General features: G+C 46.7%; 11 protein-coding genes. 6 read left to right on the top strand and 5 right to left on the bottom strand.

Features of this window, described 5'->3' with window-relative positions; translation table 11 throughout:
* Positions 1-51 precede the first annotated feature (51 nt).
* On the bottom strand, positions 52-345 hold the full coding sequence (locus LQ567_RS21820) for a hypothetical protein (RefSeq protein ID WP_231007925.1): 294 nt from the start codon (positions 343-345) through the stop codon (positions 52-54).
* 340 nt (positions 346-685) lie between these two features.
* A complete protein-coding gene (gene mtaB, locus LQ567_RS21815) occupies positions 686-1,975 on the bottom strand; it encodes a tRNA (N(6)-L-threonylcarbamoyladenosine(37)-C(2))-methylthiotransferase MtaB (RefSeq protein ID WP_231007924.1) in 1,290 nt (429 codons plus the stop codon).
* 111 nt (positions 1,976-2,086) lie between these two features.
* Here mtaB and LQ567_RS21810 point away from each other — a divergent pair, with 111 nt between their 5' ends.
* Together LQ567_RS21810 and priA are read left to right on the top strand one after the other, a co-directional pair.
* The gene (locus LQ567_RS21810; RefSeq protein WP_231007923.1) at positions 2,087-2,851 is read left to right on the top strand and encodes a lysophospholipid acyltransferase family protein; all 765 of its coding nucleotides are present in this window, start codon (positions 2,087-2,089) and stop codon (positions 2,849-2,851) included.
* Complete coding sequence (gene priA / locus LQ567_RS21805) at positions 2,848-5,340, top strand: replication restart helicase PriA (protein WP_231007922.1); 2,493 nt, start codon at positions 2,848-2,850, stop codon at positions 5,338-5,340. The genes LQ567_RS21810 and priA overlap by 4 nt, the downstream gene beginning before the upstream one ends.
* Before the next feature lie 149 nt (positions 5,341-5,489).
* Here priA and LQ567_RS21800 read toward each other — a convergent pair whose 3' ends face one another.
* The gene (locus LQ567_RS21800; RefSeq protein WP_231007921.1) at positions 5,490-6,632 is read right to left on the bottom strand and encodes a S1C family serine protease; all 1,143 of its coding nucleotides are present in this window, start codon (positions 6,630-6,632) and stop codon (positions 5,490-5,492) included.
* 7 nt (positions 6,633-6,639) lie between these two features.
* Positions 6,640-7,206, bottom strand: a complete 567-nt coding sequence (locus LQ567_RS21795) for an RNA polymerase sigma factor (protein WP_231007920.1) — start codon at positions 7,204-7,206, stop codon at positions 6,640-6,642.
* A gap of 137 nt (positions 7,207-7,343) precedes the next feature.
* On the opposite strand from LQ567_RS21795, the gene LQ567_RS21790 reads away from it, so the two are divergent.
* Together LQ567_RS21790 and LQ567_RS21785 are read left to right on the top strand one after the other, a co-directional pair.
* Positions 7,344-7,553, top strand: a complete 210-nt coding sequence (locus LQ567_RS21790) for a hypothetical protein (RefSeq protein ID WP_231007918.1) — start codon at positions 7,344-7,346, stop codon at positions 7,551-7,553.
* Between the two features lie 145 nt (positions 7,554-7,698).
* Complete coding sequence (locus LQ567_RS21785; protein ID WP_231007917.1) at positions 7,699-9,360, top strand: DEAD/DEAH box helicase; 1,662 nt, start codon at positions 7,699-7,701, stop codon at positions 9,358-9,360.
* Positions 9,361-9,429: 69 nt separating this feature from the next.
* Here LQ567_RS21785 and LQ567_RS21780 read toward each other — a convergent pair whose 3' ends face one another.
* The gene (locus tag LQ567_RS21780) at positions 9,430-10,203 is read right to left on the bottom strand and encodes an SIMPL domain-containing protein (protein ID WP_231007916.1); all 774 of its coding nucleotides are present in this window, start codon (positions 10,201-10,203) and stop codon (positions 9,430-9,432) included.
* A gap of 404 nt (positions 10,204-10,607) precedes the next feature.
* On the opposite strand from LQ567_RS21780, the gene LQ567_RS21775 reads away from it, so the two are divergent.
* Both LQ567_RS21775 and LQ567_RS21770 read left to right on the top strand, forming a co-directional pair.
* Positions 10,608-13,049 carry an outer membrane beta-barrel family protein gene (locus LQ567_RS21775; protein ID WP_231007915.1) on the top strand — a complete coding sequence of 814 codons (2,442 nt, stop codon included), beginning with the start codon at positions 10,608-10,610 and terminating at the stop codon, positions 13,047-13,049.
* Positions 13,050-13,166: 117 nt separating this feature from the next.
* A complete protein-coding gene (locus LQ567_RS21770) occupies positions 13,167-13,802 on the top strand; it encodes a DUF4136 domain-containing protein (protein WP_231007914.1) in 636 nt (211 codons plus the stop codon).
* Positions 13,803-13,808 lie beyond the last annotated feature (6 nt).

The raw sequence follows: 13,808 nt of genomic DNA, 5'->3' as shown, positions 1-13,808 counted from the left end.
AAACCACGCTGGTTTCCCAGTGTGGTTTTAATGAACCGGATTCTATAAAAATTAGGCCTCTTGCTTTTCTGCTTCAACCGCTGTTTGCTTGTTGCCCAGCAGTTCCCTGTTGGTAGCAACCCAAACATACGTATTATTCTTAACTGAAGGAGCAACAGAAGCCTGCGGTGGTGTAGGAGTTGCTGTTGAGTCTTCCTTAGACTTGTCATCTTTTTTGTCTGTTTGTGTAGAATCTGTAGACACGACTGTTGAGTCTGTTTTTGTGCTGTCTACCTGAGCAAATGCACTTCCGGTGATCACGGTTGCAGCCAATGCCATCATTACTGTTTTTGTAGTTCTTTTCATGATTAAAATTTTAATAAAAAATATAAATAATAAAGGTTTACATACTTCTTTCTAACGCGTAAAAAAGATTCAGTGTTATACAGGAGTTGTTAATAAATAATATAAAAAATATTAAAACATTGCCGGCTGTAGGCCAGTACTGTAAACGGTTTAAAGGATTATATCAACAGATATAACGAGCTTTTCAAAGTATCTTTCTGCGTTATTGAAATACAAATACAATACCACGAAAGGCAGGAAATAAAAAGAAAATGTTAATGTAAAAGCGGTGTTTTGTAACTGGTTGTGATCAACAAATATAAATATAGCAATAAAGTAGCAAGGATGAAATAAAGGCGGGCTACAGGTTCCAGTCGATGATCTGGTTCTCCCATTCATGCCGGTACGGGGTGGTTATGCGGATATAATTATCGGTGTATCCTTCCATCATGCCATTCTTATTGTGGTTTTCAAACAACACTTTCCGGGTTTGCCCCGCATGCTGCTGTTCAAAGTACTGCATTTTCATATAGGAGAGGTTCCGCAATGTTTTATTACGCTCATTCCGCAGGGGAACGGGCACTACCGGCTGAAGCGTAAGCGCATGTGTATTGGCACGCTCCGAGTAGGTGAAAACATGCAGGTAGGATATTTCCAGCTCGTGCAGGAAATCGTAGGTCTCTTTAAAATGGGTGTCGGTCTCACCCGGGAAGCCAACGATCACATCCACGCCGATACAGCAATGGGGCATCAGTGCCTTGATCAGGCCCACCCGGTCTGCATACAGTTCGCGTTTATATCTTCTGCGCATGGCACCCAAAACGGCGTTACTACCGCTTTGCAGGGGAATATGAAAATGGGGCATGAACTTTTTGCTGTTGGCCACAAACTCAATAATCTCATTTCCCAGGAGGTTCGGTTCAATGGAAGAGATCCGGAAGCGTTCAATGCCGGCCACCTGGTCGAGCTCCTGGATCAGTTTGTAAAAATTCTCAGCCCTGCCGTTGATGGCTGCTGCGGCATTACCATCCGGACCTTTGCCAAAATCGCCGAGGTTAATACCCGTAAGCACGATTTCTTTGGCCCCGGAGGCCGCCAGTAACTGCGCGTCTTTCAGTACAGCGTCAATGGAAGCACTGCGGCTTTTGCCACGGGCCATAGGTATGGTACAAAAAGAACAGGTATAATCACAGCCGTCCTGTACCTTTAAAAAGGTGCGGGTACGGTCGTTAATCGAGTAGGAACTATGGAAACCGGTTACGTCTTCAATATCGCAGCTGCATATCTTGGCAGCATCGTTTTTCGACAGTTCGTTAATATGTTTTACAATATTGAACTTTTCGGCTGCACCCAATACAAGGTCAACGCCCGGTATATCGGCGATTTCTTTGGGTTTCAGCTGGGCGTAGCAGCCGGTGATCACCACCACGCTTTCGGGTGCTTTTCGCTGGATGCGGCGTACCAGTTGCCGGCATTCTTTATCGGCGTTATCGGTTACGGAGCAGGTATTGATCACGTACACATCCGCAACATCGGTAAACTCCTTTTTTTCAAACCCTTCCCGCTCCATCAGCCGGGAAAGCGAAGAAGTTTCCGAATAGTTGAGTTTACAACCAAGCGTATGAAATGCGACTGTTTTTGTGCCCTGCATAAAGGCTGCAAAATTACGGAAAATTAGCCGATGCGGCACCTTTTGGCGGCTGTTGACAAATATCCATGCTGTATTTTGCCATAACCATTTATTTTTGAAGGACTAAGCACTATGTTTCGATTATTTTATATGATTTATGCGGCATTGATCTTCCTGGTGGTGATGCTGCTCATTTTTCCGCTTTGCATCCTTGCGGCTTTTCTGGGCCGGATAAAAGGGGGGAATGTTATTTATGCCCTTTGCACCTTTTGGGCGGATATCTGGTTTGCGATGATCGGCATCCGGGTAAAGAAATCGTATACCACACCCTTCGACGGCAATAAGAAATACATCCTCATCGCCAATCATATCTCCTACCTGGACATTCCGGTGATGGTAAAGGTTTTTCGTAAACCGATGCGCGCATTGGGAAAGATGGAAATGGGTAAACTGCCCGTTTTCGGCTTTATTTACAAACGCGCCATTGTAACCGTTGACCGTAAATCGGCTGAAGGCAGGGCCCGCAGTATCCGCATCCTGCGTTCCGTGATCAACAAAGGAATCTCTATTTTTGTTTTTCCTGAGGGTACTTTCAATGAAACGAACCGTCCGTTGAAGGATTTTTATAACGGGGCTTTTAAACTGGCGCTGGAAACCAATACCCCGATCCGGCCCGTGTTGTTCCTGGATACCTACGACCGGATGCCTTATTCCAGGCGGCTTTCGCTAAACCCTGGTAAATGCCGGGTGGTATTTTTGGATGAAGTACCCGTGGAAGGCTGGCCGGTAAAAGATCATGAGCGGCTGAAACAGCAGGTTTATTCGCTCATGGAAGAGAAGCTGCTGGAGTATCAAGTAACCTGGGTAAAACACCCGGATAAAGCAAGGAATGCATGAAGAATGAATTGCCCTATCAATCAGCCGCAGCAACGGATTTTGCCGAAGTGGTCATCCCGCTGGCATTACCGCTGAATTATACCTGGGCGGTTCCGGAGCACCTGAAAGAGGCTGCGCTGGTGGGGTGCAGGGTAGAAGTAAATCTTGGTAAAACCAAAAAATACGCAGGTGTTATCAAACGGATACACCAAACACCTCCGGAATTTTTCGAGGCAAAGGAGCTGGTCAGTGTATTGGATGCCGCACCGGTGGTGTTTGAGTCACAGCTGCAGCTTTGGGAATGGATGGCCCGGTATTATATGTGTACGGAAGGGGAGGTGATGGCGGCCGCACTGCCGGCGCATTTTAAACTCAGCAGTGAAACCATCCTGGTGTTTAATGAAGAAGCCGGGGACGATTTTACCGAGCTAGATCATGAAGCTTTCCTGGTGGCAGAAGCCCTGTTGCTGCGCAAGGAGCTAAAGCTCACGGAAGTACAGCTGATCCTCGATAGCAGTCATGTATACCCGGTGGTGAACCGCCTCATACAGGGAAAGATCTGCTATGTTTGGGAATCATTAAAAGATAGCTACAATCCCAAAAAAGAAACCTATGTGCTGCTGCATCCGGACTACGACAATGAGGCAGCACTGGAACAGTTGCTGAATACGGATGCCAAGTTACAGCGGGCTGAAAAGCAGCTGGAGCTGTTGCTCGGGTACCTGCACTTTCAGAAAACGGAAGGCGCCATTACGAAGCAGGCCCTCCTGAAGAAAACGGGTGCGAGCGATGCCCAGTTAAAAGGACTTGCGGATAAAGGGATCCTGATGCTGGAGAAAAGATCGGTGGATCGGATCCGCAGCCTGCCCAAAGACATCCAGATCAATTTTGAACTATCTGCTGCTCAATCCGCAGCGCTTGAAAGTATCCGGACGGTCTTTTCTGAAAAAGATGTGTGCTTGCTGCATGGGGTTACCTCAAGCGGAAAAACGGAGATCTATATTCACCTGATCGAAGCGCAGATCCGCCAGGGCCGGCAGGTACTGTATATGCTGCCGGAGATCGCATTAACCTCGCAAACCATCCGGCGGCTGCAGCGGCATTTTGGAGGGCATATCGGCGTATACCATTCGCGGTTTTCACAAAATGAACGGGTAGAGATCTGGAATAAGGTAAAAGACGGATCGCTGAAAATTGTACTGGGGGCCCGTTCTTCCCTGTTCCTGCCTTTCTACGACCTGGGATTGATCGTTTGTGATGAGGAGCACGATCCTTCCTATAAACAAATGGAGCCCGCCCCAAGGTATCATGCCCGGGATGCGGCCATTTACTTTTCTTCGTTGTTTAAAGGATGTAAGGTGCTGCTGGGCAGCGCTACTCCATCTTTTGAATCGTATAACAATGCGGTTACCGAAAAGTACGGACTCGTACAACTAACGGAGCGGTTCGGGAATATAAAACTTCCGGAGATCGAACTCGTGGATACCCGCCGCTACCGGACAAAAGAGTTTGCGGATACCATTATCTTTCCACCGCTTGCGGAAAGCATCCGGAATACATTGGGGCGCAACAAACAGGTGATTCTTTTTCAAAACCGCCGCGGGTATACACCCTATCAGCGCTGTAATACCTGTGGCTGGGTTCCGCAGTGTAAATACTGCGATGTATCGTTGAATTATCATAAGGTGTACAATAAACTGGTATGCCATTACTGCGGCACCAACTATCCCCTGATGGTTACCTGCCCCAGCTGCGGCGGTCATGATTTTATTCAAAAACAATTTGGAACCGAGCGGGTAGAAGAAGCACTTCAGGAGTTGCTGCCGCATGCCCATATCGGAAGAATGGATGTGGATACCGTGCGGGGAAAACATGCGCACGATCAGCTGATACAAACCTTTGAGCAACAGAAACTGAACATCCTGGTGGGCACCCAGATGGTGGTAAAAGGACTGGACTTCGAACATGTGGAATTGGTGGGTATCGTAGATGCGGATGGCATCCTTTCGTTTGCCGATTTCCGGGTCAATGAGCGGGCATTTCAGCTGATGGAGCAGGTAAGCGGCCGTGCCGGAAGGAAACATGGTGTGGGCAAAGTAATGGTACAAACCACCCAGCCGGAGCACCCGGTATTATTGCAGGTACAGCGGCACAATTACCGGGCGCTCTTTGATGATGAGCTGCCCAAAAGGGAGCAATTTGGTTATCCGCCTTATACAAGACTGATCCGGCTTACGTTTAAAAATAAGATCAAAGAGGTGGTACAGGATGCGGCGGCCTGGTTCGCTTCCGGCCTGCAGGATCCCTATGGCCGGTTTATTATGGGGCCTTCCGAGCCGCTGATCAATAAAGTGCGGAACCAGTACCTGATGGAACTGCTGTTAAAACTACCCCGGAATACACGTTTGATCACTCAATGTAAACAGGATATCCTTTTCAAGATCGCACAATTGCACCAGGAAAAAAGGTATAAATCAGTGGTGGTGATCCCCGATGTGGATATGCTGTAAGTGCCCTGTATTTTCAAAGGAGGCGTTGATTTCAAAAAAGATTCCGTTCAATGACCGGAAAACTGCCGGCTCATCGGGCTCCGCTCAAATAAAGAGGGTGCCTCAATCTGAGACACCCTCTTTGGGTTTGGTTAATGACTAAAAAAAGATTAATTCACTTTCACTACAAATACATAATCCTGGATCTTCTTTGTCTGCTGTGTGCGATTCAGACTGGCTATGGAGGATTTTGTATTCAGCTTCACATTCTGGATGACGGAGTCATTTTTCTCCTTGTTTTTGACTTCATTCAGGATATTATAAAGATTTTTAGACCGGATAAAGAAAGCGACCCCTTCCTGGTCTTTCTGGCGCCCGTTTAACACACCAATCACATCGCCCTCATTGTTCAGAATGGGGCTTCCGCTGTTTCCACGGTTGGCCGAGATTTGTATCTGGCAGCTAAGCGTATCTCCGTTAAAGCCCGTTTTTGCACTCAGGTAGCCCTGGTTGTAAGAAATTTCTTCGTCTTCACGGGGATAGCCCAGGGTGAACACCGGCTCCGCCAGATCGGCCATTTTGCGGGAGAACCCGTATGGAATCGGAGGCAGCGATTTAAAATCCTTATCGGTGATCTTTAACAGCGCAATATCTCTTACAGGATCTGTATACACCACTTCGGCAAAATACTCGATCCCAGTATTACTGGCCACCGCTATATTTTGTGCATTCTGGATTACATGAGCATTGGTTACCAGCAATCCTTTACTGTCAATGATGAAACCTGTTCCCCCAGAGCTATAGGTGATCTCGGGAGTTTTAGCATCGCTGCCCTGGCTGTTTTTAAGATTATTGATTTCTTCGGCCTGTTTCCGTGATTTATTTTCAAGAGAACTGAGATTCCGGCTCAGGTTTTCAATCTGCTGCGCATTATGGGTTTTGGGTGTTACCGACCAGAGGATGGCGGAAACCATTAAAGCGGTAAGCCCTGCAATTGAGGCCGCAATGGATGCCACTCTTTTATACCGGTTGTACAGGTAGGCCAGTTTGGCTTTTCCTTTAAGTGCGGGAGAATCGATTTTTCCCTGGGCAGCCAAATCGGTGTGGATCTCGTTCAGGGAAGCATGAAATTTCTGCCATTCATTGTAGCGGTTCATACGCTGCATAAACAATGTATGGGTAACCACCATCTGGTCGATTTCGCTATCGGCCTTTCTTAAGTTTTCGAAATGTAAACGTTCATCTGGAGTCATTTCCCCGGAAATATACCGTTCTACCGCCTCGGTTAACAATATATTGTCGTGCTCGTGCATTATCCAACTACTTTTTATATTGAGAAAAGAAAATTTTTTTCAACCGCATCAGGCATTTGTATTTCTGGGTTTTTGCATTTTCCGCATTCGTATAGCCAAAATTTTCGGCGATCTCCTGCATGCTCTTTTTCTTAAAATAAAATGCCTCCAATAAACTTTTACAAGGCTCACCCAGGTGCTGGATCGAATGATGCATCAGGTCGTACTCCTGGTCTTTTTGCTCATGAACCTCCAGGTCTTCCTCCACTTTTACCAGGTTCCCTGAATCATTCCACTCCTCAGTAAACCGGCTTTGCTGCTGTAATTTCTTCAGCCACAGACGTTTAGCTACTGAGTACAAATACGTTTTGATCTGGCAGTTAAGTTCAAATGTGCCTGAACGCGCCTTTTCAAAGAGCACTACCATCGCTTCCTGGAAAATATCCCGGGCATCGTCGGCAGTACCATTATTATTGACTACCAAAGCCTGAATGAGGTTGTAATGCTGTTTGTATATTTCTTCGGTTGATTTCTTATCATTGCGCGCTAAACCCTTCAGTAGCAATATTTCCTGTTCTAAGATCGTCTCTTTCACGCTTTGTTCTGTTTATAATACTTTTTTTTAAAAATAGTAACCCTTTCTCACTAAGAAAAACTTTTTTACCGGCGGAGGGGTTACCTTTCCCTAAGTTTTGTATTAATCTTTAAGTACTAATCTAAAATTTTAAGGTAATGAAGAAGCTATTTATTCTACTGGCAATCAGCTCGATAGGCTTTGCGTCATGTAACAATAATGCCGAGGGTGAAAAGGGGGCAGATTCTACGGCCGTGGCTCCGGATACCATACCGGTACCTCCGGCAAATATTGATACCGTAATCAACCTGGATACGAATAATGTCCCTGCATTTGATACTTCGGATGGTCAATCTATAAAGAAATAAGTTATCTATATTCGGCAAATAAAAGGCCATCCCCAAACAGGCAGGATGGCTTTTTTATGCACTTCGCTCTTTGCTCTTTGAGACTTCAGGTCCGAAGAACGAAAAATATCATACCTTTGCGGGTTCAATTTATAAAAATATTTTAGTGGTTACATTTGAATCGTTGGGAATTGAAGAGGGATTACTTCAGTCATTACAGCAAATAGGTTTTCAAACACCTACTCCGATACAGGAACAAGCAATACCGGTTTTATTACAGGGAACAAAAGACTTTATAGGACTGGCGCAGACGGGTACCGGTAAAACGGCTGCCTTTGGTTTACCGTTGCTGCAATTGATCGACCGGTCATTTCCTGCACCTCAGGCCCTGATCATTTGCCCTACCCGTGAATTATGCCTGCAGATCGCAAACGACCTGCAGTCCTTCCGCCAAAAAAATGCGAGCATTGGGGTTACGGCGGTATATGGTGGAACAGCCATCAGCCAGCAGATCCGTGAAATAAAAAGAGGTACACATATTGTGGTGGCTACTCCGGGACGGTTAATTGATTTAATTGAGCGTAAAGCAATCAACCTGGAAGATATTCATTATGTAGTACTGGATGAGGCCGATGAAATGCTGAACATGGGTTTTAAGGACGATATTGAGTTCATCCTTAAAGAAACACCCAACCGCCAGAGCACCTGGTTATTTAGCGCTACCATGCCCAAGGAAATCCGCCAGGTGAGCAAGCGCTATATGGAAAACCCTTTTGAAATTACGGTAGGCAAGGCCAATTCAGCCAACACCAATATCGCACACCAATATTATCAGACCCAGCACATCAACCGGTACGAAACATTAAAACGCATTATCGATTTTAACCCGGGCATGTATGGTATTGTATTTACAAGAACTAAAGCAGATGCCCAGCAAATTACCGAGCAGCTGATCCGTGAGGGATATGATATTGAAGCGTTGCACGGAGATCTTACCCAGGCACAACGGGACAAGGTAATGGCCCGTTTCCGCGAGAAATCGCTGGAGCTGTTAATTGCTACAGATGTGGCGGCACGCGGAATTGACGTGCAGGGGATCACACACGTAATCAATTATGAGCTTCCTGATGATACGGAGGTGTATACCCACCGGAGTGGCCGGACCGGCCGTGCAGGATTGAGTGGTATCTCCATTTCTATCGTAACACCGAAAGAAGTGTACCGCTTAAGACAAATTGAGAAACTGATCAACACGAAGTTTAATAAGATCGATATTCCATCCGGGAAAGATGTTTGCCGGAAGCAGTTCTTCCATTTTATTGATAAAATGCTCAAAGCCGATATCAGTCATGGGGAATATGAAGCCTACGTACCGGTGTTAGAGGAAAAGTTTGAAAACATCAGCAAAGAAGAAGTATTGCAACGTGTTGCCGCCCTGGAATTTGACCGGTTCTTAAAGTATTATGAGAACTCCGTGGATCTGAACCTGCGGAATGACCGCGGAGGGGATGACCGTAAAGGTGCACGTGCACAGGAGCGGGGTGGCCGCGGCGGACGCGCATCCGGTAGCGGGCAGTACCAGCGCCTGTTTGTAAACCTGGGCACAAAAGACGGCTTTTATAAGGCCAGCTTCCTGCAGTTTATCCTGGATATGAGCCGCCTGAGTAAAGACAACCTGGGCCGGATCGATATGAAGGAAATGAACAGCTGGGTAGAAGTGGATACGGCTTCTGCACGCATCATGATCAAGGCGCTGGATGGTAAAAACTACCGGGGAAGAAGGATCCGTATGAACGACGCCGAAAGTGGCGGCGGACGCAGAAAGTGATAAGACTTACAACAAAATAAGCATATAAGTGTGAGCAGCGAAATGTGACGTATTTCGCTGCTCACTTTTTTATTGCACCACACATTCCAGGTTCACGGTAATACTCGCCGTTTTGTTTTTGGCAGCGGTATTGAACGTTCCCCCATAGCTGTAATCTTCATTACTGTTTTGCCCGGTGATTTGAAAGATGCCCATATTGGCCTTAACCACGTTGCCCAAAGCACCGCCGGTATTCTTGGCAATGGTTTCTGCACGCTTACGTGCATCTGCTGCAGCTTTGGCCAGCAGGTCCAGCTTAAGATCGGCAAGCTTGGTGTAAAAGTAGAGCGGTTCGGGGGAGTTGAGTTCGATACCGGTTTCGATCAGCTCTGTAATTTCCCGTGAAAGCGCTTCTACCTTTGCAATATCGCCCGATTCTACTTTTACATTCTGCGTAAGGTTATAACCGCCAAAAGTAGTGGTGGTCGATTTTGTTTCTTCGCTATAGTTCGACCGGAAGATCTTATCGATCTTTACGGAAGAAAAGATCATCTGCTGCGGCGTAATGCCTTTCCGTGTGAGATAATTGCGCACATTGGTCTCATCCTGTTTTAACTGGGCATATGCGGCTTTTAAATCAAAGTCTGTGCGGTTATAACTGCCGTTCCAGGCAATAAGATCACTGGTGAAATCTTTTTCCGCGCTGCCCGTAACCCGTATGGTTTGACGGGTTTTGAATTTATACTTATAGGCGCCGGCAACAATGAACCCCGCCAGCACAATGCAGATTCCAATAATAACAAGACCGATGAAACTGCGGTTTCCGGAAACGGTGTTCGTTGCTGTGTTTTCTGTGTTGCTCATACAACTAAATTAGGCAAAAGACTACAGCTGGCAAAATTCACAGCGGCATCCCAAACGGAGATAGCGAATGCAGAGGGGTTGTTTATATATCGGTTAACCGCTGCCGCGGAAAGGCTCTCCTGTTGTATGTTCCGCTCATCCGGTATACGCCGTGCCGGTTTATGCCGCTCCACCTGTCTGTTGATCGTCACCGGCATTCCTTAGCCCGATTCCGTTTCTGATTCTGCACAATAGCTTCCTGACCGGGAAGCATATGCGAACGCTTTGAAGGGGCATTCATTACAGCTGTTGAAACGCGTGCATGAAACGGCAGTGCGCTTCAAGGCCTGAATAAAGCCCGGGTATTAAACCTTTGCAATAAGCAACGGTCTAATACGGTTTATGCAAAACTGCTGATGCGCTTTATGAGAATTTATTGGAGTATACTGCTTTTATTGCTGACTGCCGGAACCGGCTGGGGACAAAGCACGGTGAAGGGAATCCTGGCCGGGAATATGATTGATTCCACGAGCGGGAAGGCATTAGCCGGTGCCACCATCGCATTGACGCGGATGGGGGAAACCAGTATCTACAGATCCTTTGCCAGTGACGAAAAAGGGGCCTTTGAAATAACAGCGGTCGATTTTGGTTACTACAGCATTCAGTTTTCTTCCATTGGGTACACAACCATTCAACTGGATAGTATTCACATCCGGGCAGACCGGTATGACTTTAACCTGGGCGATATAAAAATGTTTTTACAAACGGGGGAAATGCAAACGGTGATCGTGTACTCGGAAAAGCCCCTGGTGGAAAACAAAGACGGTACCATCATTTATAATGTGGGCGAATCGGCACTCAGCGCTTCGTCGAGCACCGCTGAAATTCTGAAGACCATGCCCCTGATCTCGGCAGATGCCGATGGTAAGCTCCTTTTAAAAGGCCGGGAGCCCCGTATACTCATCGACGGGAAGCCTACAAATCTTACTGCGGAACAGTTGAATGACCTGCTGGAAGCTATGCCGGGCGGCATGGTAGAGAAAATTGAACTGATGACGAACCCTCCGGCTGAATATGCCACCGATAACGGAGGGGTTATCAATATTGTTACCAAAAAGGGAAAAGTGGGGCTTACCGGCCGGTTGAATTTCTTTTATGGTACCCTGGGCGATGCCAATCTTTCGGCCAATATTTCTTACAGGGATAAGAAGTGGATCCTGCAGGCCACCGGCGGAGTGGGCGCTACCAGACTTAAAGGTGACAACCGTTCTACACGGGAAAATTTTTATAAAGACTCCAGTAATTTCCTGAACACGGAAAGTTATTTCATAAATAAAAGCATTCGCCCCAACTTACGGATATCCTCCGATTATGAATTCAACAAACAAAGTTTATGGAATGTAACAGCCGTGTTCAATATGAATACAATCGACAATGTAAATGAAACGAATTATAAAAACATCAATGCATCGGGAGCGCTTTATAAATTAAGCACAAGAACCAATACGGTAACGGGTGAAACGGTGAACCCGGTGCTGACCACCAATTACCGTTGGGTCAGTAAAAAAAATGCAAAGGAGAACCTGAACCTTTTTGCGTCACTGGCGGCGGGCTGCTATACCAATGAACGCGTTTTTTTTCAGCAATTCAAAACGCCGGACGGAGGGCTTACCGGAAAAGACAGTACGCAACGGCAAACCAATCAAAACGATAATACAGCATGGTCGCTCAGGGCAAATTATAACAAGCCGATGTCCAAAAAAATACTGTGGAGCTCCGGGTTTACGGTTTCGGACAATCATTTCAGAAACCGGCTGACAACGGATATCCTGCAGCAGGAAAATTTTTCAGCCGTTGATTCCCTGAGCCCGCATTTCCGGTATTTTGAAAACATTTACACGCTGAGAACCGGCGTGACGGTAGACCTGCCCGCGCTGTGGCGGATCATTACAACCGCGCAACTGGAAAACACCAGGTTCCGCTTTGATTTTTTGAGCGGTGGTGAAAACCGCTCCAATGATTATTGGAATTTTTTACCCGGCGTTACCATACGAAAGGAATGGCGGGGCAGCGGATATAATACTTCCCTGGTATACCGGCAGCATATCCGTCGCCCGGTATTAAGCCAGCTGAACCCCAGCGTCGATTACAGCAATCCGTATAATATCAGTTTTGGTAATCCCGCCCTCGTGCCGCAACTGGGGCATGATATCGATTGGAATGCAGGCTTGTTCCGGAGCCGGTATTATATCAATCTTTCCGCCGGTTATAATTATGTAAAAGATATCATCCAGCGGATCCGTACATTGGTACCCGGCGATAAAACCCAGCTCACCTATGAGAATATTACAGACCGGCAGGAATATACCTCCAGCTTTTTTGGAGGCTACACCATCAGCCGGAAATTGCGTTTAAACCTGGGTGCCGGTTATACGTATAACCAGTACAGTGCTTACGACCGGGAGGTGAATAAATACAAAAACGGCGCGTCGTACTATGCCAGTCTTAACGGGAATTTTATTTTTACGGATCGCATTACCTTCGAAACCAATATCCGCTACCATTCCCTCGCAGATGCCCAGGGTCGTGCACGCAGTTCGCTGAAGCAGCTTTTTGCCGTACAAACCCGCTGGTTTAAAAAAAGGCTTACCCTGGGTATTACAGCCATCGATCCCTTCCGGCAGCAGGAGTTTACAACCTTTACTTACGGGAAAAACTTTACGCTGGAAAACAACGCCTTTACTCAAACCCGGAATTTCAGGATCTCGGTTTCGTATAACCTTATAAAAAGCAATGCGGTATCCGCGGCGCAAAAGCAAAAAGCCATCCAGGGTGCGGTAAAACAGGTCCGCTCCAAAAAAAAGTAACCCGGCCTCCTGAATAGGAGCGTCTTTGCGATCCGGCTTTTTTCACAAATAATTTACAACCTCGCTGTTATCTATTGACTGTTTTCAGCGTCTTACTTATAGAAAAACAGAAATAAAATGAAAAGCCGTTTAATAAAATTTTTAGGTGTAGCGGCAGTGATCCTGGTGCTGGCGGGCTGTGGTCCATCAGCACATGTAGAAACCTCCCGCAATGCCAATTTTGACCGGTACCGCACATTTGCATGGGCCGAGAAAAAAGACCGCCGCGGACGTACCGGCAGTAGCACCATGATGGAAAATCAGGTAAAAAGTGCCATTTCAGACCGGTTGCAATCCCGTATGGGGTGGCAGCAGGTATCGCGCAATCCGGATGTGGTTTTAAGCTATGATGTACTGGTAGAACGCGGATCAAGAGTTGAATCCGATCCCCGGTACAGCTGGGGTGGATTCCGCACTTTTTATAACCCATACAGCCGCCGTTTTTACAATGTATATTATCCTTCCATGTTTATGGGGTACGACAATTATGAAGTGCCTACAAAGGAAGGTACCATTACGGTAACAATGGTGGATACGCGTTCCGACGAAACCGTGATGCAGGGTTGGGCTACGGATGAGGTAAATAGCCGCAGGATTTCCGGAAGGGAAATCGACCGGATCGTGGATGCCATCTTTAGAAAATGGGAGTCCGGTTCGAAAAATAACCGGTATAACGAACGGGGTAGAAATGGACGCGCCAACGGGCGTTATTAAGAACGA

Origin of the sequence: Niabella pedocola, assembly GCF_021044425.1 — a bacterium.
GTDB lineage: Bacteria > Bacteroidota > Bacteroidia > Chitinophagales > Chitinophagaceae > Niabella > Niabella pedocola.
Note: the sequence above shows the minus strand (reverse complement) of the source record. Positions and strands in the feature narration are given on the sequence as shown.